The 19,898-nt window shown below is 64.7% G+C and carries 18 protein-coding genes; 17 read left to right on the top strand and 1 reads right to left on the bottom strand.

The features are described 5' to 3' along the window. The first annotated feature begins 37 nt into the window (after window positions 1–37). From MRY75_RS11830 to MRY75_RS11810, 5 genes are all read left to right on the top strand, one after another. Window positions 38–1,549, top strand: coding sequence for an ABC transporter substrate-binding protein (locus MRY75_RS11830; RefSeq protein WP_292308024.1), 1,512 nt, complete (start codon window positions 38–40; stop codon window positions 1,547–1,549). A gap of 63 nt (window positions 1,550–1,612) precedes the next feature. Continuing rightward, complete coding sequence (locus MRY75_RS11825; RefSeq protein WP_292308023.1) at window positions 1,613–2,557, top strand: ABC transporter permease; 945 nt, start codon at window positions 1,613–1,615, stop codon at window positions 2,555–2,557. Further along, entirely contained in the window at window positions 2,554–3,435 is an 882-nt protein-coding gene (locus MRY75_RS11820) for an ABC transporter permease (protein ID WP_292308021.1), read from the top strand. The genes MRY75_RS11825 and MRY75_RS11820 overlap by 4 nt, the downstream gene beginning before the upstream one ends. Window positions 3,436–3,450: 15 nt before the next feature. Beyond that, window positions 3,451–5,244: a gamma-glutamyltransferase family protein gene (locus MRY75_RS11815; RefSeq protein WP_292308019.1), complete on the top strand. Its 1,794-nt coding sequence runs from the start codon at window positions 3,451–3,453 to the stop codon at window positions 5,242–5,244. A gap of 12 nt (window positions 5,245–5,256) precedes the next feature. After that, a complete protein-coding gene (locus tag MRY75_RS11810; protein WP_292308017.1) occupies window positions 5,257–6,006 on the top strand; it encodes a DUF1028 domain-containing protein in 750 nt (249 codons plus the stop codon). A gap of 30 nt (window positions 6,007–6,036) precedes the next feature. Here MRY75_RS11810 and MRY75_RS11805 read toward each other — a convergent pair whose 3' ends face one another. Next, entirely contained in the window at window positions 6,037–7,044 is a 1,008-nt protein-coding gene (locus tag MRY75_RS11805; protein WP_292308016.1) for an LLM class flavin-dependent oxidoreductase, read from the bottom strand. A gap of 281 nt (window positions 7,045–7,325) precedes the next feature. On the opposite strand from MRY75_RS11805, the gene MRY75_RS11800 reads away from it, so the two are divergent. From MRY75_RS11800 to MRY75_RS11745, 12 genes are all read left to right on the top strand, one after another. Beyond that, on the top strand, window positions 7,326–9,176 hold the full coding sequence (locus MRY75_RS11800) for a DUF4214 domain-containing protein (protein WP_292308015.1): 1,851 nt from the start codon (window positions 7,326–7,328) through the stop codon (window positions 9,174–9,176). Window positions 9,177–9,273: 97 nt separating this feature from the next. Continuing rightward, window positions 9,274–10,197: an FAD-dependent oxidoreductase gene (locus tag MRY75_RS11795; protein WP_292308013.1), complete on the top strand. Its 924-nt coding sequence runs from the start codon at window positions 9,274–9,276 to the stop codon at window positions 10,195–10,197. After that, window positions 10,194–11,033 carry an isoprenylcysteine carboxylmethyltransferase family protein gene (locus MRY75_RS11790; RefSeq protein ID WP_292308011.1) on the top strand — a complete coding sequence of 280 codons (840 nt, stop codon included), beginning with the start codon at window positions 10,194–10,196 and terminating at the stop codon, window positions 11,031–11,033. Before MRY75_RS11795 ends, MRY75_RS11790 begins: the two co-directional genes overlap by 4 nt. After that, window positions 11,005–11,727 carry a bifunctional 2-polyprenyl-6-hydroxyphenol methylase/3-demethylubiquinol 3-O-methyltransferase UbiG gene (gene ubiG / locus MRY75_RS11785; protein WP_292308010.1) on the top strand — a complete coding sequence of 241 codons (723 nt, stop codon included), beginning with the start codon at window positions 11,005–11,007 and terminating at the stop codon, window positions 11,725–11,727. The genes MRY75_RS11790 and ubiG overlap by 29 nt, the downstream gene beginning before the upstream one ends. 1 nt (window position 11,728) lies before the next feature. Beyond that, window positions 11,729–12,121, top strand: coding sequence for a DUF4149 domain-containing protein (locus tag MRY75_RS11780; protein ID WP_292308009.1), 393 nt, complete (start codon window positions 11,729–11,731; stop codon window positions 12,119–12,121). Window positions 12,122–12,371: 250 nt separating this feature from the next. Further along, window positions 12,372–13,643, top strand: a complete 1,272-nt coding sequence (locus tag MRY75_RS11775; RefSeq protein ID WP_292308007.1) for a DEAD/DEAH box helicase — start codon at window positions 12,372–12,374, stop codon at window positions 13,641–13,643. Window positions 13,644–13,840: 197 nt separating this feature from the next. Further along, on the top strand, window positions 13,841–14,302 hold the full coding sequence (locus MRY75_RS11770; RefSeq protein WP_292308005.1) for a (2Fe-2S)-binding protein: 462 nt from the start codon (window positions 13,841–13,843) through the stop codon (window positions 14,300–14,302). A 2-nt stretch (window positions 14,303–14,304) separates the two neighbouring features. After that, window positions 14,305–16,551 (top strand): molybdopterin cofactor-binding domain-containing protein, encoded by a 2,247-nt coding sequence (locus MRY75_RS11765; RefSeq protein ID WP_292308003.1) that lies wholly within the window; start codon window positions 14,305–14,307, stop codon window positions 16,549–16,551. Window positions 16,552–16,725: 174 nt separating this feature from the next. Beyond that, on the top strand, window positions 16,726–17,436 hold the full coding sequence (locus MRY75_RS11760) for a 2Fe-2S iron-sulfur cluster-binding protein (protein WP_292308001.1): 711 nt from the start codon (window positions 16,726–16,728) through the stop codon (window positions 17,434–17,436). Further along, a complete protein-coding gene (locus MRY75_RS11755) occupies window positions 17,433–17,762 on the top strand; it encodes a succinate dehydrogenase (RefSeq protein WP_292266413.1) in 330 nt (109 codons plus the stop codon). The genes MRY75_RS11760 and MRY75_RS11755 overlap by 4 nt, the downstream gene beginning before the upstream one ends. Beyond that, entirely contained in the window at window positions 17,759–18,097 is a 339-nt protein-coding gene (gene sdhC / locus MRY75_RS11750) for a succinate dehydrogenase, cytochrome b556 subunit (RefSeq protein WP_085636113.1), read from the top strand. Before MRY75_RS11755 ends, sdhC begins: the two co-directional genes overlap by 4 nt. A 1-nt stretch (window position 18,098) precedes the next feature. After that, a complete protein-coding gene (locus tag MRY75_RS11745; protein WP_292307996.1) occupies window positions 18,099–19,862 on the top strand; it encodes an FAD-binding protein in 1,764 nt (587 codons plus the stop codon). Window positions 19,863–19,898: the final 36 nt, after the last annotated feature.

Raw genomic sequence — 19,898 nt, 5'->3', positions numbered from 1 at the left:
GATATAACCAAAAGCCAACCGACAGAGGAGTGATCCCATGCAAACTTGGAAAACACTGGGCCTAGCGGCGCTGCTTGCCGCCACAAGTGGTCTGGTCCACGCGCAGGACCTGCGCATCGGGCGTCAGGAAGACCCCGACGTTCTTGACCCCGATCAGTCGCGCACCTTCGTGGGGCGGATCGTCTATGCCTCGCTCTGCGACAAGCTCGTGGACATCACGCCGCAACTGGAAATCATCCCGATGCTGGCAACCGGCTGGGAGTGGAACGCGGACGGCACAGAGCTGACCATGACGCTGCGCGACGACGTGGTGTTCCATGATGGAGAGCCGTTCAACGCTGAGGCGGTGGCCTTCAACCTCAACCGCTCCAAGAATTTCGAACTGAGCCGCCGCAAATCCGAGGTCTCCTCGGTCGAAAGCTGGGAGGTCGTGGACGACACCACGATCAAGATCACCCTTGCCGCGCCGGATGCCACGCTCATTGCGCAATTCGCTGACCGGGCAGGCATGATGCTGTCGCCCAAGGCGGCCGAGGAAGCGGGCGAGGAGTTCGGCCTCAACCCGGTCTGCGCCGGGCCCTTCACCTTCAAGGAGCGCATCCAGCAGGACCGCATCGTGCTCGAGAAGTTCGCCGATTATTACCGCGCGGACGAGATCAATTTCGACAGCGTGACCTTCCTGCCGATCCCCGACACCACGGTGCGTCTGGCCAACCTGCGGGCCGGTGATCTTGATATGCTCGAGCGTCTGGCGGCGACGGATGTGCCGTCCGTCATGTCCGATGACGGGCTGACGATGGAGAAAGCCACCTCGCTCGGCTATCAGGGCATCACGATCAACGTGGGCAATGGCGACCGGGCGAACACGCCCATCGGCACCGACAGCCGCGTGCGTCGGGCGCTGTCGCTGTCGATCGACCGTGAAGCGCTGAACCAGGTGGTGTTCGAAGGCGCGTTCGCCGCTGGCAACCAGCCCTATCCGCCGGATTCCCCGTGGTTCAACAGCGCCTTCCCGGTGCCCCAGCGCGATGTCGACGCGGCAAAGGCGCTGCTGGCCGAGGCCGGTCTTGAAGGTGGCGTGGATGTCGAGGTGCAGGTCGCCAACAACCCGGTGCAGACGCAGGTCATGCAGGTGGTTCAGGCGATGGCCGCAGAAGCGGGCATCAATATCAGCCTGACCGCCAAGGAATTCGCGACACTGCTCGCGGATCAGTCGGCGGGTGACTACACGGCAAGCCAGGTCGGCTGGTCGGGCCGGGTCGATCCGGATGGCAACATCCACCAGTTCATGACCACCGGCGGCGGGATCAACGACTCCAAGTATTCGAACCCCGAGGTCGACACGCTGCTGAACGAGGCACGCCTGTCCAACGACACCGCCGACCGCAAGGCGAAGTATGACGCGGCGCTGGCGATCCTGCAGGAGGACAGCCCCATCGTCTACCTCTACCACCAGGTGTGGATCTGGGCGCTGGACAACAACGTGTCGGGCTTTGTGCCCTATCCGGACGGCATGATCCGCCTGCATGGCGTTTCGATGACCGAGTAAACCAACCTGCCGCTCCGGACAGGTTCCGGGGCGGCACAATTCCTTGACGCAGCAGGGGCCGACATGCTCGCTTTTATCGGACGCCGGATCCTCATCGCGATCCCGACCGTCATCCTCATCTCGATCTTTGTCTTCGCGCTGCAGCACCTGCTGCCGGGCGACCCGATCCTCGTGATGGCGGGCGAGGAACGCGACCCTGCCGTGATCGAGGCGCTGCGCGAGAAATACCGCATGAACGATCCCATTCCGGTTCAGTATCTGGCTTGGGCCGGGGCGGCGCTGCAGGGCGATCTGGGGATTTCATTGCGCACCCAGCAGCCGGTTCTTGAACTGATCGGGGAAAAGCTGCCGGTGACGATCCAGTTGGCTGTCATGGCGCTGATCATCGCGATCCTGATCGGGATTCCGGCGGGGGTTCTGTCGGCCTACAAGAAAGGCACGTGGATCGACTGGCTGGCCAATATCGTGGCGCTGTCGGGCCTGTCGGTGCCGAATTTCTGGCTGGGGATCATGCTGATCCTGCTCGTGTCGGTCAAACTCGGCTGGCTGCCCGCCTCAGGTTACATGCCGCTCTCCGAAGACCCGGTGCAGTCGATCAAGGTGATGCTGATGCCCGCTTTCGTGCTGGGCACCGCCCTCGCTGCCACTTTGATGCGCCACACGCGGTCGGCCATGCTGTCGGTTCTCAAATCCGACTATGTCCGCACCGCGCGGGCCAAGGGCCTGCGGGAACGCGTGGTGCTGGTGAAACACGCGCTGCGCAACGCGCTGGTGCCTGTGGTGACCGTCATTACGCTCCTCTTCGGTGAGTTGCTGGCCGGTGCGGTGCTGACCGAGCAGATCTTCACCATTCCGGGCTTCGGCAAACTGGTGGTGGATGCCGTCTTCAACCGCGACTACGCGGTGGTGCAGGGGATCGTCCTTTGTACCGGCATCGCTTTCATCGCCATGAACATTCTGGCCGACGCGGCCTATCGCGTCCTGAACCCGAGGATGTCCGACCAATGACCGCTGTCGTCGATCCGCAGGTCGCAGCCGACCCGCTGCCACCCCGCCGCCGCAACCGCGCGTGGGAGAAGTTCCGCCGCAATCCGTCGGCGCTGCTGGGGGGTGCGATTGTGACGTTCTTCGTCGTCGTGGCTTTGCTCGCGCCCCTGCTGCCCGTACCCGGCCCTGCGGAAACCGATTGGGCGGCGGTGCGTAAGGCGCCCTCGGCCGCGCATCCGTTCGGCACGGACGAGATCGGGCGCGACGTGCTCTCCCGCATGATCTGGGGGGCGCAGGCGTCGTTGCTGGCAGGGGTGGTCTCGGTGGGCATTGCGGTGCTTTTGGGGGTGCCGCTGGGCATGTTGTCGGGCTACCTGCGCGGTTGGACCGATGCGGTGATCTCGCGCTTTACCGAGGCGCTGTTGGCGGCCCCGTTCCTGATCCTTGCCATCGCGCTGGCGGCCTTTCTTGGCCCGTCCTTGCAGAATGCAATGATCGCGATTGGTCTTTCCGCCATGCCGATCTTCATCCGGCTGTCCCGCGCGCAGACGCTGAGCGTCATGACCGAGGACTACGTGGAGAGCGCGCGTGCCGTGGGCATTGGCCATCTGGGTCTGATCGGGCGCTACATCCTGCCCAACATCCTGCCGCCGATCATCGTGCAATCGACGCTGACCATCGCCACGGCGATCATTGCCGAGGCGTCGCTCAGTTTCCTTGGCCTTGGTCAGCAACCGCCCGCGCCAAGCTGGGGTGCGATGCTGAACATCGCTAAGAACTTCCTTGAACAGGCGCCGTGGATGGCGCTTTACCCGGGCATCGCGATCTTTCTCGTGGTGCTTGGCTTCAACCTTCTGGGTGACGGGCTGCGCGACGCGCTCGACCCGCGTGATACATAAGACAAAGGGACGGACATGCAGTTTACCACCAGACCCGAGATCAAGGGCACCTTCGGCGTCGTCACCTCGACGCATTGGATCGCGTCCGCCGTGGGTATGAAGATCCTCGAAGCGGGGGGCAGTGCCGCCGATGCGGCAGCTGCGACGGGCTTTGTCCTGCATGTGGTCGAGCCGCATCTGAACGGTCCCTTGGGCGACATGCCGCTTCTGTGGCGCGGGGCAGGAGATGACGCGCCGCAGGTGCTCTGTGGGCAGGGGACGGCCCCGGCGGGGGCCACCATCGCGCATTACCGGGCCGAAGGGCTGGACACCGTGCCGGGGTCGGGTCTCTTGGCGACGGTGATCCCCGGCGCGTTCGGGGCTTGGATGGCTCTCTTGCGCGAACACGGCAAGCTGCCGCTGCGGGCGATCCTGGAACCTGCGATCTACTACGCGCGGCACGGCCACCCGGTTCTGCCGCGCGTGGCCGCGACCATCGACGGGCTGTCGGATTTCTTCCGCGACGAATGGCCGACCTCTGCCGCCACTTGGATGCCGGGGGGCAGCGCACCCGAGGCGTGGTCGCTGATGCGCAATCCCGAACTGGCCGACACTTGGGAGCGCGTGTTGTCAGAGGCGGAATCCGTCTCGGGCCGCGAGGCGCAGATCGACGCCGCGCGCCATGCGTTCTACGAAGGGTTCATCGCCGAAGCCATCGACACATGGATGCGGGGCGCCTGCGTCATGGATGCGTCGGGCGCACGCCACAAAGGCGTGTTGACCGGTCAGGATATGGCGGGTTGGACAGAGACGTGGGAAACGCCGCTCTCGGTCGATTACGAAGGCTGGACCGTCTGGAAGGCCGGCATGTGGAGTCAGGGGCCGAGCCTCTTGCAGGCGCTGCGCCTCCTCGACGGGTCGGGCATAGCGGGGATGGACAGCCGCGGGGCGGATTTTGTGCACACCGTGACCGAGGCCATGAAACTCGCCTTTGCCGACCGCGAGGCCTATTACGGAGATCCTTTGTACAGGGATGTACCGACCGATACGCTTTTGTCGCGGGACTATGCGGACGGGCGTCGCGGGCTTCTGGGGCCGAACGCCTCGCTCGACCAGCGACCGGGCCGGATCGACGGCTTCGCCCATCAGGCGGACGCCGCCATCGCCCGCGCCAAAGCCAGCGAGGAAGCCTCCGGCGGCGGCGTCGGCGCAGGCGAGCCGACCATGGCGCACCTTTCCGAAAAGCGTGGCGACACGGTGCATATCGACGTGATCGACCAGTGGGGCAATTCGGTCTCGGCCACCCCATCGGGCGGCTGGCTGCAAAGCTCGCCCGTGGTGCCCGGGCTTGGCATGCCGCTCAATTCGCGTGCGCAGATGTTCTGGCTGCAGGAGGGGCTACCCACTTCGCTAGCCCCCGGACGCCGCCCGCGCACGACACTGTCACCGTCGATGGCGCAGGCCCCCGATGGCACGCGCCATGCGTTTGGCACGCCCGGTGGCGACCAGCAGGACCAATGGCAGCTCATGCTGTTCCTGCGGCTGGTGCATTCCGGCATGAATCTGCAGGAATCCATCGACGCGCCGCTTTTCAACACCGCGCATTTCCAGGGCTCGTTCGATCCGCGCCCGGTGCGGCCCGGTCACCTGATGGTCGAGCCCGCCTTTGGCAAGGCGGTGATCGCCGATCTGCGCGCGCGGGGCCATGATCTAGAGGTTGCGGAGCCATGGACTGTGGGACGTCTGACCGCCGCCTGCCGCACACCGGACGGGATGCTCAAGGCAGCAGCCACGCCGCGCCTGATGCAGGCCTACGCTGTCGGCCGCTGAGAGGGGATACACATGACCTATTCGATCTGCGCCCATGACGAGAAAACCGGCGAACTGGGCGTCGCCGTCGCAAGCCGCTTTTTCGCTGTGGGGATGCTGGTGCCCCATATCCGTGTCGGGCGCGGCGCGGTGGCGACGCAGGCCTTCGTCAGCCCATTGTGGGGGATCGACGCCGCAGAGCGTCTTGCCGCCGGATATGCGCCCGAAGACGTGGTGGCCGGGTTGGTGGCGGCGGACAAGGGGCAGGCCAACCGGCAGCTTCACATGGTCGACGTGCAGGGGCGCACCGCTGCACATACGGGCGCGATCTGCGTCGATTGGTGTGGGCACAAAGCTGCCAAGGGCGTGTCCGTCGCGGGCAACATGCTAGCGGGGGAGGCGGTGATCGGAGACACTCTGGCCTGCTATCTCGACCGCGCGGACCTGCCGCTCGCCGAACGGTTGATGACCGCGATGGAGGCCGGGGAAGCGGCGGGCGGCGACAAGCGCGGCACACAATCGGCGGCGCTGATCGTGCACCGGGACCAGCCCTACCCTTGGCTCGACCTACGCGCCGACGACCATCCCGATCCGCTGGCCGAGCTGCGCCGGCTCTACGACGTCGCCCATGAGCGGTTCACCATCGTCGCCAAGGCGCTGCCAACGTTGCAGAATCCGCATGGCTGGCTGGAGCGCGGCAGCATTGATCAGGAAATCCGCGAGGCTGATGATCGCCGCAAGGCGGAAGGTCGCGAGAGCCGGAGTTTCGGCACGCCCCTCTGACCTCTGATTTCCACGATCCCGCGCCGTGCGTCACGCCACCATCCGGTCCTCAGCAAGCTCGCTCAGAACCTCAGCCGCGATTTCGAAGGACCGCACGCGGGCGCTGTGATCGTGGATCATGCCGGTGACGATCATCTCGTCCGGCTTGAAGGTGTTCACGAGCGCCCGCAATTGGGCACGCACCGATAAAGGCGATCCGGTTGCCGAACAGGACAGGGCCTGCTGCACCTGCGCCATGACCGGCGCCGAGAACCCGGAGCCCGGATCGCTGGTCGGGTGGGGCAGCTTGCCGGGCCTGCCGGTGCGCAACCGGGCGAACGCGAGGATCTGCGAGGACCGCAGGAACGTCGCTTCGTCGTCGGTCGGGGCCGCGCAGACCCCGGCCGCCATCATGACATGCGGTTTGGCAAGCCGTTCGGACGGCTGGAACGTGCTGCGGTAGATCGACAGTGCCTGTTCCAGTGCGGCGGGCGCGAAATGCGACGCGAATGCGTAGGGCAAGCCGAGCCAGGCTGCCAGCTGCGCGCCATAGAGGCTGGAGCCCAGGATCCAGACAGGAACATGGGTGCCGCTGCCGGGAATGGCGCGCACCGGGGTGTCCTCGGCCGCATCGTCGAAATATCCGATCAATTCCTGCACATCCTGCGGGAAGCTGTCTTCCGGTGCCATGTGCCGGCGAAGCGCCCGGGCGGTGGCCATGTCGCTGCCCGGTGCACGGCCCAGACCCAGGTCGATCCGGCCCGGATAGAGCGTGGCAAGCGTTCCGAACTGTTCGGCAATCACAAGCGGTGCATGGTTGGGCAGCATGATGCCCCCGGCACCGACACGGATGCGCGACGTGGCGGCCGCCACATGCCCGATCACCAAAGCCGTTGCCGCACTGGCGATCCCGGGCATGTTGTGATGCTCCGCCAGCCAGTAGCGGTGATAGCCGACCCGCTCGGCCGCCCGTGCAAGATCGACCGTCGCCGACAGAGCGTCTGCCGCGGTTTTGCCTTCGGGGATGGGCGACAGATCGAGAAGTGAGAAGTTTCGCATGTGAGCCTCCGATGATCGTGACCTAGGCATGGTTCCGCCTCAGGCCAATGAGGCATGGCGGAATTTATGTTCGAAATCCTCGGAGAAGTCCCGAGTGTTCTGCGTTGCGCATGCGAAGTCGGAGCCGGTCATCGACCAAGTCCGGTAACTTATACCGATGTTCCGATAAAGCTGACGCAAGGGTAAGGATTTCACTACCTGACCGAGGGCGCCGATTGACTTGCGCCGCGAATCTTGGATGGTTTGCCACATCTCAACACCTTGGAGCCCTTGAAGACTTTATGGAAAACGAATTTGAACAGAGCCTTATCGATACGCTTGCATCTCTGGGACCGATTGCCGGTTTCGGCGGGATATCCGCGCCAACCACCGAAGAAGGCCTGTTGGAACTCACAGTTGGCGAATACCTCGACCTGCTTGTGCTGGCAGAAAACACACTGCGTGAGTTTCAGCCGATCATTGCCGCTCAGCTCAGCGTGATCACATCGCAGCCCGGGTTGGAGCCGGAGGCGTTGGCTTTCCTGCAATCCTGGGCCGCAGGTGACTTCAGCTTGCTGACGGCCGCCTTCGACGAGGCGCGCGCCGCTCTCTCCGGCGTGCCGCGTGAGACGCTGCTGATCAACGTGCAAGGCCTCGACGGCACAGGTGGCACGATCGAGGACGAGATTCGTCAGGCCTTCGACGATGCCGAAGCCAATCTGGCCGCCTTCGATTGGTCCGGCTTCAACGGCCTATTTACCTCACCCACGTTCACGATCGACCCAGACACCGGCAGCTGGTTCGCGCCCGGCAACGCCTTCACCGGTGGCACGTTGGGTGAACTCTGGGCTCTGGTGGGTGAAGCGGCCAGCCAGGCGATGCTGACGTATTTCAACTCGCAGACCGCGCTGATCAACGAGCTTTTCGGCAGCGGGATCACCGCAGCGCAGATCGCGGCAGCCGAAGCGGCGGCGCAAAGTGCGTCCGCCGGGGCCTTCGAGGTCCTGCAGGGGCTTGGTGCAACGCTGACCACGTCCGACGATCTTGACCTCCGCACATTCGACTCGTTGGCGGAAGCCCAGTTCGAGGCAGTCGTGAACGCCATCACTGGGGCCCTTCCGGGTGTGGCCGGGGCGCTCAGCCAGTTGATCTTCGGGTCCCGCAACTCCGATCCGACCTTCGTCGTCAATCTGGACGGCACGGTCGACGGTTCGGCGGAAGGTGACTGGTTCTACCTCAACGATCTCGACAATACCTTTGACGGGGGCTTGGGGCAGGACATCCTCTTCGGCTTTGGCGGCAATGACCGCTTCACCGGTGGCGCGGATGACGACACGCTGTTCGGTGGCGACGGCGATGGCGACACGGCGGTCTATTCCGGCCCGCAGGCGCGCTACACGATCCAGATCGAACGCGATGGCGTGACGGTGATCGACCGGTCCGGAGCGGAAGGGACGGATCAACTGACGGAGATCGAAACCCTGTCCTTCGGAGACAACGCGGCATTCAACCTTGCCAATCAGGTCGGCATCGCGTCGCTGAGTGCCGAAGACATCGCAAGCTTTGTCGAGCTCTACATTGCCTATTTCAACCGCGCCCCGGACGCCGAGGGTCTCAATTTCTGGGGTTCAGCCTTTGCCAACGGCTTCTCTCTGGAATCGATTGCGACGTTGTTCCTCGATCAGGACGAAACCCGCGACACCTATCCGGACACCCTCAGCACTTTGGAATTCGTGACTCAGGTCTACGGCAACGTTCTGGGCCGCACCCCGGATCAGGGAGGTTTGGATTTCTGGGCCGGTGCGCTGGACAGCGGCAATGTCACACGGGATCAGTTCATCCTCGAGGCACTGCGTGGAGCCAAGGTAGATCTGCCTGAAGGTTCCTCTGCAGAGGATATCGCATTGCAGCAAGGCGATCGCGAATACCTGTCCGAAAAAACCGATATCGGTACCTACTTCGCGGTGATCCGTGGCCTGTCCGATGTGACCGATGCCGATGCCGTCATGCAGCTTTTCCAGCGGGGCGACCAGGGTTCCATCGCCGAGGCCTTTCTGGCAGCCGATGCCGCTTATAACGACGCCCTCGCGGTGGATGGCGGCGATTTCCTGATCCAGTTGGTGGGCATCGTCCCGGATCCCATCGGTTTCTGATCCGAACTCCCGAAACCTGCGACAGCGCGCCCCTCGACGGGCGCGCTGTTCGTTTTAGTTATGCCCGCACAGAACCAGAAGGACGAGGCAGAGCAGAATGACCATCGCCATCATCGGCTCCGGCATGAGCGGGCTGGCCTGCGCGGCGCGGCTGGCGGCGGCCGGGCGCGGCGTCACATTGTTCGACAAGGGGCGCGGGATCGGTGGCCGGATGGCCACCCGACGCGCCGAGGGCGGGTTTCAGTTCGACCACGGCGCACAAGTGATCAGCGGCGAAAGCGCGGAGTTCCTAGCGATGGTCGAGGCGGCGCGCCGTGCCGGGGCCGTGGCCGACTGGCAGGACGGACAGGGCAGGACACATCCGGTCGGCACCCCCGGCATGACGGCGCTGGCAAAGTTTCTCGCGAATGGTCTAACCCTGCATCAGGGTGCCGAGATCACATCGGTGACCCGGGACGCGGACGGCTGGCGGCTGACCTCCGACCGACCGCTGGGCACGTTCTCGCAGGTCATCTGCACCGTGCCTGCCCCGCAGGCGATGCGACTGGTGGGCGACGCGCTGACGGAGACGGTCGACAAGGTCGTCTATGCCCCTTCGCTGACCCTGATGGTCGCGCTTCACCGCAGGATCGACGCCCCCAGAACGCAGACCAACCCCACCGACGCGCTGGCCTGGATCGCCCATGACGGCTCGAAACCGGGCCGCCCGTCCCAGACATGCTGGGTTGCCCAGGCCACGCCGGAGTGGAGCGTCACGCATCTCGAACTGTCGAAGGACGAGATCGCCGCGCGGATGCTCGACCTCTTCCTGACCCATCACGGGCTGGATGCCACCGACGTGGCCTACGCCACCGCCCATCGCTGGCGCTATGCGTTGGTGACAGACCCGCTGGGTCAGCCCTTTGTCACATCCCCCGACGGAACGCTCTATGCCGGCGGCGACTGGTGCCTCGGCCCCCGGATCGAGCACGCCTGGCTGAGCGGCACCGCCATCGCGGACGACATCCTGCACAGTGCATGACCCTGAATGACCCGCGCATCCAACGGCTGATCACCCTGATCCGCGCCGCACTGACCCCGCCTCCGGGCAAGGGGCGCATCGCCCTGTCGTTGACCATGGGCGCGCTGTGTCACCTGATCTTTGCCATTGCCGTGTTGTCGATGATGGGGGCCATGTTCTTCGGCATGAGCGAAAGCTTCGGCACCGTTCCGTGGCCCTGGGCGATCCTCGCCAATGCCGCGCTGATCCTGCAATTCCCGCTGGTCCATTCGTTCTTGCTGTCCAAACGGGGGACAAAGATCGTGGCACACCTGATCCCCGGCCCACATGGCGGCACGCTCGCCACCACCACCTACGCGATCATCGCCTCGCTGCAACTGAGCGCGCTGTTCCTTCTCTGGACGCCCAGCGGCATCATCTGGTACCGCGCCGATGGTCCTGCCTTTGCGCTGATCTCGATCGCCTACGCCGCCACATGGCTTTTGCTGCTGAAAGCCAGTTTCGACGCCGGGGCCGAGGTGCAATCCGGCGCGCTGGGCTGGATGTCGCTGCTCGCAAAGATCAAACCGGTCTTTCCCGACATGCCGACGCAGGGCCTCTTCCGCCACATCCGCCAGCCGATCTACCTCGCTTTCGCGCTCACTCTCTGGGCTGTTCCCGTCTGGACGCCCGATCAACTGGCCCTTGCGCTCAGCTACACCGCCTATTGCCTGTTTGCCCCGCGCCTGAAGGAAAAACGCTTCGAACAGCGCTACGGCGCCGCCTTCCATCGCTATCGGGCAAACGTGCCCTATGTCCTGCCCAAACTCACCACCAAGGAGCCGGAAGATGCCGCAAACCGCGCGCAACAACCTTGAGATCTACGACGATGTCGCCGCGCAATGGTGGTCCGACGACATCCGCTGGGTGCGCACGCTCAAGAACATGGTGCCGGGGCGGCTGGGCTGGTTCGACACATATATCGACTGGCAGGGCAAGGATGTGCTCGACCTCGGCTGCGCAGGCGGCTTCATGGCCGAGGCCATCGACGACCGCGGTGCCCGCGTCACCGGAATCGACCCCGCGTCCGAGGCCATCGCCGCCGCGCGCGCCCACGCCGAAGCGCAGGGCAGGGCGATCCGCTATGACGTTGGCGTGGGTGAAGAGCTTCCCTATGCCGATGCCAGCTTCGACGCCGTCGTCTGCGTCGACGTTCTGGAACACGTCCAGAGCCTGCCCAAGGTGATCTCCGAAACCGCCCGCGTGCTGCGTCCCGGTGGATTGTTCCTCTTCGACACGATCAACCGAAACCCCATCGCCCGTCTGGCCACCATCACTATCGCCGAGGACGTTCTGAAGCTGTTGCCCAAGGGCACACACGACCCCAAGATGTTCATCAAACCCACAGAACTGCGCACCGAACTCGACAAGGCCGGGTTCACCACCGGCAAGATGGTCGGCCTCGGCCCGCGCGGCATCACAGCAAAGGGCGATTTCACCTTCGGCCGCGTGCCCGGCACCATGATCATCTACATGGGCACCGCCCGAAAGTCCGACCAGACAGGAGCCTGACATGACAACCCTTGCCTTGCTCTCGACCGCACTCCTCTTCGGCGGCATGGTGCTCTATTCCTTCGGCTTTGCGGCTTTCCTCTTCACAGCCCTTCCCGCCGAGACCGCAGGACCGACGATCCGCCGCGCCTTTCCGCATTTCTACCTCTTCGTGATCGCAGGTGCGGCCCTCTCCGCCGCCTTCCTGATCCCCACCGATCCGCTGTCCGCTGCGATCATGGCGGGCATTGCCCTGACCACCATTCCCACCCGGCAGATCCTGATGCCCGCGATCAACGCTGCCACCGATGCCGGCAACAAACGCCGCTTCGGGAGGCTGCATGGCCTTTCGGTCGGGATCACCTTGATCCACATTGTTGCCGCCGCCTACGTGCTCCACCGCTTTATCGGTTGACTTATCGGGCCTCAGGCCCCATGTGCCCCTCATCGCCGCGCAGCCGCGTGAGCTTGCCGCGCCCGTCATCAGGGCGCATCGGCGATAAAGATTTCAGTTCCCCATCACGCAGGGTTCCTGACGCAGGTCCAGTCAGACCGGGATGCACCCGCTGTGTCTTAAGGTCCTGCGCACCCTCGCTCGCCGCGATCCTGCGGCACAACCCCATCCGTGTGCGGGCCTCCCCGTATGCGGAGGTAAAGGATAGACATTGTCGACTTTTGACACACTGGGCCTCAAGCCCGACCTCATGACCGCCCTCAAGGATGCGGGCCTCACCACACCGACCCCGATCCAGACCAAGGCCATTCCGCTCGCCCTTGAAGGGCAGGACGTTCTGGGCCTCGCACAGACCGGCACCGGCAAGACGCTGGCCTTCGGCATCCCGCTCGTCAGCCACCTGCTCGACGCGCCCGAACGCCCCGCCGCGCGGACCGCGAAATCGCTGATCCTCGCGCCGACCCGCGAACTGGTGAACCAGATCGCCGACAACCTGCGCATGCTCACGGCCAGGACCAAGCTGCGCGTGACCACCGTCGTCGGCGGCCAGTCGATCAACAAGCAGATCCATCAGCTCCTCAAGGGCACCGACATCCTCGTCGCCACGCCGGGCCGGCTGATCGATCTGATGGACCGCAAGGCGGTCGATCTGCGCACCGTCAAACACCTTGTCCTCGACGAGGCCGACCAGATGCTCGACATGGGGTTCATCCACGCGCTGCGCCGCATCGCGCCCAAGCTCGGCACACCGCGCCAGACCATGCTCTTTTCGGCCACCATGCCGAAACCGATGGAAGAGCTCAGCCGCGCCTATCTCACCAACCCGGCCAAGGTGCAGGTCTCGCCTCCGGGAAAGGCCGCCGACAAGATCACCCAGTCGGTTCACCATCTCGGCGGCAAGGCCGAGAAAGCCGCCAAGCTGCGCGAGATCCTGAGCGCCGATCCCGACGCCCTGACGCTGGTTTTTGCCCGCACCAAACACGGCGCGGAAAAGCTGATGAAGGGCCTCGTGGCCGACGGGTTCAACGCCGCCTCGATCCACGGCAACAAGAGCCAGGGCCAACGCGACCGCGCCATCAAGGCATTCCGCGACGGTGAGATCACGGTGCTGGTCGCCACCGATGTCGCCGCACGCGGCATCGACATTCCGGGCGTGGCCTATGTCATCAACCACGACCTGCCCCAAGTGCCCGACAGCTATGTGCACCGCATCGGCCGCACCGCCCGCGCCGGCCGCGAAGGCGAGGCGATTGCCTTCTGCGCCCCGGACGAGGCCGACCTGCTGCGCCAGATCGAGAAGCTGATGAAGATCGAGATCCCCGTGGCCAGCGGCACCGCTCCCAAAGACCCGGTCGCCCGCCAGCCGCAACAGCGCGGTCAGGGTCGCAGCAAGGGTCAGGGCCAAAACCGCCCGGCAGGCAATGCCGCCGCCAAACCCAACGGCAACCGCCGCCGCCGCAACCGGTCGCGCAAAGCCGCCTGAACCACCGCCCCCCTTCTTCGGTTTTCAAATACTTCAGGGGGGTGTGGGGGGACAGCGTCCCCCCACCTGTCGGAGCGGCCCCGCCGCTCCGATCCCAAATCAGGGGAGCGTGGCCTTTCCCTTAAGTCATCCCTCCCAACGCTGTCCCGGACGACCTATGTCATGGGCACCAGCACCGTCAGAGGGAGCGCACCGCGATGCAACTCAGGATCAACGGAACCCTGCACGAGGTCGATGTCGAAGACGACATGCCGCTTCTCTGGGTGCTTCGCGATGAGCTGGGCCTGACCGGGACAAAGTTCGGCTGCGGCATCGCGCAATGCGGGGCCTGCACGGTGCATCTCGACGGTGTTGCCGTCCGCTCCTGCCAGACCTGGGCCATCGACGCGGTCGGTGCCGAGATCACCACCATCGAAGGCCTCGGCACCCCAGACCTGCTGCACGCGGTGCAGGCGGCATGGCTCACGGAACAGGTGGCCCAATGCGGGTATTGCCAGTCCGGCCAGATGATGCAGGCGGCCTCGCTGCTTTTGGAAAACCCGGAGCCCACGGATCAGGAAATCGACGACGCCATGTCCGGCAATCTCTGCCGCTGCGGCACCTATCCCCGCATCCGGGCTGCCGTGAAACGTGCGGCAAACCTGATGCAGGAGGGCTGATCATGGGACGTCTGAAAACCATTGCCCGCCGCACGTTTCTCATTGGCTCTGCTGCCGTCGTCGGCGGTGTCGCTTTCGGCGTCTACACCGTGCGCAAACCGCATGAGAACCCGCTGACGGCCGGGGCGGGTGAGGCGGTGCTGACGCCCTATGTCAAGATCAACGCAGATGGCATCACCCTCATCACCCCCCGCGCGGATTCGGGGCAGGGGGTCTACCATGTTCAGGCCGCGCTCATTGCCGAGGAACTGGATGTCGATCTCGACCAGATCAAGGCCGATCCCGGCCCGCCCAGCCCGGCCTACTGGAACACCGCTCTGGCGGCCGAAGCGGCCGAGTTCATGGTGCCCGCCGCTGGCATGATGCAGGACATGGCCGAAGGGGCGGTGAACTCTGTCATGAAGGTGATCGGCCTCCAGATCACCGGCGGCTCGACCACCGTGCCGGACCAGTTCGAAAAACTTCGTCTGGCGGGCGCGTCGGCGCGCGAGACGATCAAGGCGCTGGTGGCCGAGCGGGAAGGCGTCGCGGTCTCGGACCTCACCACCGCGTCCGGGGCCGTGATTTTACCAGATGGTCAAAAAATCCCCTACACCAGCCTCGCCGCCGATCTGGCCGGGGCAGAGGTCGTGCAGGACGTCCCCCTTCGCGACCCGTCGGAATGGCGCTATATCGGCAAGCCGATGCAGCGGATCGACATGCTGGCGAAAAGCACGGGGACGCAGGACTATGGCATCGATGCATCGGTCGACGGCATGGTGCACGCCACTGTTCTGATGAACCCCGCGCAGGGCGGCGGGATGGCGGATTATGACGCGACCGATGCGCTTGCCATGCGGGGCGTCGAGGCCGTGGTGCCGATCACCGGCGGCCTTGGGATTGTCGCCGACAACACTTGGCGCGCGTTCAGAGCGGCGCAGGCGATCAATGTCACGTGGGAAGACCCGCGCTTCCCACTCGAGCAAGCCAAGCATTGGTCCGCACTCGAAGCCGCGTTCACGCCCGACGCGCAGGATAGCCAGAAACGCAACGACGGTGATGTGGACACCGCCCTCAGCGATGGCGAGGTCCTTATCGCCGAGTACCGCGCGCCCTATCTGGCCCATGCGCCATTGGAGCCGGTCAACGCCATCGTCCGCGTCGACGACGACCGCGCCGAGGTTTGGACAGGCACGCAGATCCCGCGCTTCATTCAGGCCAATGTCAGCCGGATCACTGGCATCGCGGCGGACAACGTGACCGTGCATGTCCTGATGATGGGCGGCAGTTTCGGGCATCGGCTGGAAGACGAGGTGGTCAAACAGGCGACCGAGATCGCGATGCAGATGAAGGGCACGCCGGTCAAGCTGACCCTCTCGCGCGAAGAGGACATGCTCCACGACTTCCCCCGCCAGATCGCCATGGCACGGATGCGGGGCAAGGTCGCGAACGGTCAGGTCGAGGCGCTGGATCTCGGGATCGCCATGCCCTCGGTCATGGCCTCGCAGCTTTCCCGTCAGAACCAGTCCGCCCCCGGCCCGGACAGCCAGATCGTGGCAGGCGCGTGGGAGCAGCCTTTTGCCATCCCGCACCAGCGCGTCACCGGCTACCGTGCGCAACCGCTGGCACCGATCAGTTCTTGGCGGTCGGTCGGCGCGTCATCCAACGGATTTTTCTACAACGCCGCCCTCGACGAGTTGATCGAGGCGGCAGGGGCCGATCCGCTGGAGGAACGACTGCGCCTCTGCAGCGATCCACTGGCGCGGCAGGCATTGGAGGCAGTCGCCGAGATGTCGGGCTGGTCCGGCATTGGTGGCATGGCCAATGGCTCAAAGACCGGACGCGGTGTGGCGCTGACCAAGTCGTTTGGCGTCCATTGTGCGCAGGTGATCGAGGTGACTGACACGGACGCGGGCCTTCGCATCGACAATGTGTGGGTTGCCGCCGAAGTGGGCCGCGTCGTCGATCCGGTGAATTTCGAGAACCTCGTCCAGGGTGGCGTGATCTACGGGCTTGGTCACGCCATGAATTCCGAGATTACCTATGCGGGGGGTGTGGCTGAACAGTCGAATTTCGACCTGAATCCCGGTATGCGGCTGCACCAGTGTCCCAGCATCTTTGTGCGCGGTCTGGAAAACGGCGACCGGGTGCTTGGGATCGGCGAGCCACCCGTGCCGCCTGCTGCCCCGGCCTTGGCGGGGGCAATCTGGGCGGTGACAGGCACGCGGTTGCGCGAGATGCCGTTCAACAAGATGGTGAACTTCGTCTGAGACAGGGCGACTTTTTACCGGTTGGTAAAAGATCACGTCATGCATGAATTGAAAGCATGACTTACAGATACAGTTAAATTATTTGCCTTTTCGTTACCGGAGCTGACCGTTATCCTATCCCCCAATCAACGGGAATGACGAAAGGCGGGCTCTCAGGTGCCAGGGCAAGACCACTTGACTGTGACGGTGCAGCGCGGCGGGCCGGATGCGCCGCTGCGCCCTCAGACCTTCGAGGTGCCGGCCTATGACAACCAGACGGTTTTGGATGTCGTGTCGTGGATTCAGCAGAACGCCGATCCGACCCTGACTTACCGGTTTGCCTGCCGGGTCGGCATGTGCGGAAGCTGTGCGATGATGGTCAACGGCGTGCCGCGTTGGACCTGCCGCACCCATGTGAGCAAGGTTCTCGACGGCAACGCCATCGAGGTCGGCCCGCTGCGCAACCTGCCGGTGATCAAGGATCTGGCCGCTGACATGGATCCGTTCTTCGACAAATGGGTGGCCGCCGAGGGGCGGCACCACCCGACACGGACGCGAGAGGAGGAGATCGCGCCCGTGAACCCGCAGGCGGAGGAGCGGCAGGCGGCGAATGCCGGGATCGAGTGCATCAACTGCTCGGTCTGCTACTCCGCCTGCGACACGGTTGCGGGCAATCCCGATTACCTTGGCCCCGCCGCGCTGCAACGGGCGTGGACGCTCTACAACGACGCCAAGGATGCGGACCGCGATGCGATCCTTGATGCAGTGTCCGGCAAGGGCGGCTGTCACTCCTGCCATTCGATGGGATCGTGCACCGCCTATTGCCCGAACGAGCTGGACCCGCTCTCGGCGATTGCGGGGTTGAAGCGCGCAACGGCCAAACGGTTTTTCGGGGGGCGGAAATGAGCGAGTTTCACCTCTACATGGCGCAACGCCTGTCGGCGCTGGTGATGGCGCCGTTCGTGATCGTGCATATCGGTGTGATGATCTACGCGATTCAGGGCGGGCTGTCCGCGGCAGAGATCCTTGGCCGCACACAAGGCTCGGCCTTCTGGTTCGCCTTCTACGGCCTCTTCGTGGTGGCCGTGTCGATCCACGCAACCATCGGACTGCGCACCATTCTTGGCGAATGGGCGGGTCTGCGCGGCGGCGCACGGGATGCGGTGTCGGCTGTGATCGGGCTGGGCCTGCTGGCGCTGGGCGCGCAGGCGGTCTGGGCGGTGACGGCATGAAGGTCGCGCGCGCTCATCCGCTCTGGCTGGCCTACCTGCTGCACCGTCTGTCGGGCCTTGGCCTTGCGCTCTTCCTGCCACTGCATTTCTGGGTGCTGTCCTATGCGCTGAACGACGCGGCCAAGCTGGACGCGTTTCTGACGCTGACCGAGATGCCGTTGGTCAAACTGGCCGAGTTCGGTCTGGTCTTCCTTCTGGCGGTGCATTTCTTCGGCGGTCTGCGCCTGATCGCGCTGGAGTGGCTGCCGTGGTCGGCCCCGCAAAAGACATGGGCGGCGGCGGCGGTGGCCGGGTCGTTCCTTGTCTCCACAACCTTCCTCTTGCAGGCGATCTGACATGTTCACGACAAAAGACATCGACCGGCACGACACCGACATCCTGATCCTCGGCACGGGCGGAGCGGGCATGTTCGCCGCCCTCCACGCGATGCAGAGCGCGCCCGAGGGCACCAAGGTGACCATCGCGGTCAAGGGGCTGATCGGCAAATGCGGCTGCACGCGGATGGTGCAGGGCGGGTATAACGTGGCGCTGGGCAATGGTGACTCGGTCGAACGGCATTTCATGGACACGATCGAGGGCGGCAAATGGCTGCCCAATCAGGACATGGCGTGGCGGCTTTGCGAACAGGCGGTGGTGCGCATCCGCGAGCTGGAGAACGAGATCGGCTGTTTCTTCGATCGCAACGCGGACGGGTCGCTGCATCAGAAGGCCTTTGCCGGGCAGACGGCGGACCGCACCGTTCACAAGGGCGACCTGACGGGAATCGAGATCATCAACCGATTGATGGAGCAGGTGCTGTCGCGCCCCGTCGAGAAGTTGCAGGAGCACCGCGCGATTGGCCTGATCCCGACGAAGGACGGATCGGCCCTTGCCGGTGTGCTGATGATCGACATGCGCACCGGACGGTTTCGCTTCGTGCGCGCCAAGACGGTGCTGATGGCGACGGGCGGTGGCCCGACCATGTACAAGTACCACACGCCCTCGGGCGACAAGACGATGGACGGCCTCGCCATGGCGCTGCGTGTCGGTTTGCCGCTGCGCGATATGGAGATGGTGCAGTTCCATCCGACCGGGCTCTTGGCGGGCGATCACACGCGGATGACCGGGACGGTGCTGGAGGAAGGTCTGCGCGGGGCCGGCGGGCAGTTGGTGAACCACGCGGGGCAGCGCTTCATGTTCGATTATGACGCCAAGGGCGAACGGGCAACCCGTGACGTGGTCAGCCGGGGCATCTATGCCGAGATGCGCAAGAACAACAATCCTGAGCAGGAGGGCGTGTTCATCTCCATGTCCCATCTCGGGCCGGATTTCGTGCGGGAAAAGTTCAAGGGCATGGTCAAGCGCTGCGCCGATTGCGGCTTCGATCTGGCGGGTGGCAAGGTCGAGGTGGTGCCGACGGCGCATTACTTCATGGGCGGCGTCGTGGTCGATGTGGACACGCGCACGGCGATGGAAGGGTTGTACGTGGCCGGGGAGGACGCTGGCGGCGCGCACGGGTCAAACCGGTTGGGCGGCAATGGCGTGGCCAACTCCACCGTCTATGGCGGCATCGCGGGTGATGTGATGGGCGCGGACATTCGCGGCATGGGCGCGCTGCGTGATCCGGACGAGAGCGTTCTGGAGTCCGAGCTGCTGCGCGCCTGTCATCCTCTGACGCGCAAGCCCGAGCTGGTGCTGCCGTTGCGCAAAGCGTTGCAGGAGGCGATGTGGGACGAGGTTGGCGTGATGCGCACCGAGGCCGGGCTGACGCGCGGCTTGGGGCGGATTGCCGAGATCTCGAACGCGCTGATGGATGTGGGTGTGGCGTCGGAGTATCTCGCGTTCAATCTCACATGGCACGACTGGCTGAACCTGCGGTCGCTCTGCGATATTTCCGAGGTGATCACCAAGGCGGCACTGGCGCGGGAGAACTCGCGCGGGGCGCATTACCGCGAGGATTTCCCCGATCCGGGCGCCATGGAGGACAGCTATTTCACCGTCGCGCGGCAGGTGGATGGCGCGGTCGAGGTGGGGCGCGAGGACGTGCAGTTCACCATCGTGCGCCCGGGGGAGACCGTGCTGCCCGAGGGGGAGCCAGAGACACTGGTGGCGGCGCAGTGATGGAACCTGCCATGAAATATATGGACAGCCCAAAGC

Source organism: Marivita sp. (genome assembly GCF_022763305.1).
Lineage (GTDB): Bacteria > Pseudomonadota > Alphaproteobacteria > Rhodobacterales > Rhodobacteraceae > Marivita.
Note: the sequence above shows the minus strand (reverse complement) of the source record. Positions and strands in the feature narration are given on the sequence as shown.

Excerpts from the sequence above, each read along its gene's own strand:
- MRY75_RS11820 (WP_292308021.1), top strand. The coding sequence starts at position 2,554 with ATGACCGCTGTCGTCGATCCGCAGGTCGCAGCCGACCCGCTGCCACCC.
- ubiG (WP_292308010.1), top strand. The coding sequence starts at position 11,005 with ATGCCGCAAACCGCGCGCAACAACCTTGAGATCTACGACGATGTCGCC.
- MRY75_RS11795 (WP_292308013.1), top strand. The coding sequence starts at position 9,274 with ATGACCATCGCCATCATCGGCTCCGGCATGAGCGGGCTGGCCTGCGCG.
- MRY75_RS11780 (WP_292308009.1), top strand. The coding sequence starts at position 11,729 with ATGACAACCCTTGCCTTGCTCTCGACCGCACTCCTCTTCGGCGGCATG.
- MRY75_RS11830 (WP_292308024.1), top strand. The coding sequence starts at position 38 with ATGCAAACTTGGAAAACACTGGGCCTAGCGGCGCTGCTTGCCGCCACA.
- MRY75_RS11805 (WP_292308016.1), bottom strand. The coding sequence starts at position 7,044 with ATGCGAAACTTCTCACTTCTCGATCTGTCGCCCATCCCCGAAGGCAAA.
- MRY75_RS11800 (WP_292308015.1), top strand. The coding sequence starts at position 7,326 with ATGGAAAACGAATTTGAACAGAGCCTTATCGATACGCTTGCATCTCTG.
- MRY75_RS11810 (WP_292308017.1), top strand. The coding sequence starts at position 5,257 with ATGACCTATTCGATCTGCGCCCATGACGAGAAAACCGGCGAACTGGGC.
- MRY75_RS11765 (WP_292308003.1), top strand. The coding sequence starts at position 14,305 with ATGGGACGTCTGAAAACCATTGCCCGCCGCACGTTTCTCATTGGCTCT.
- MRY75_RS11770 (WP_292308005.1), top strand. The coding sequence starts at position 13,841 with ATGCAACTCAGGATCAACGGAACCCTGCACGAGGTCGATGTCGAAGAC.
- sdhC (WP_085636113.1), top strand. The coding sequence starts at position 17,759 with ATGAAGGTCGCGCGCGCTCATCCGCTCTGGCTGGCCTACCTGCTGCAC.
- MRY75_RS11745 (WP_292307996.1), top strand. The coding sequence starts at position 18,099 with ATGTTCACGACAAAAGACATCGACCGGCACGACACCGACATCCTGATC.
- MRY75_RS11790 (WP_292308011.1), top strand. The coding sequence starts at position 10,194 with ATGACCCTGAATGACCCGCGCATCCAACGGCTGATCACCCTGATCCGC.
- MRY75_RS11825 (WP_292308023.1), top strand. The coding sequence starts at position 1,613 with ATGCTCGCTTTTATCGGACGCCGGATCCTCATCGCGATCCCGACCGTC.
- MRY75_RS11755 (WP_292266413.1), top strand. The coding sequence starts at position 17,433 with ATGAGCGAGTTTCACCTCTACATGGCGCAACGCCTGTCGGCGCTGGTG.
- MRY75_RS11815 (WP_292308019.1), top strand. The coding sequence starts at position 3,451 with ATGCAGTTTACCACCAGACCCGAGATCAAGGGCACCTTCGGCGTCGTC.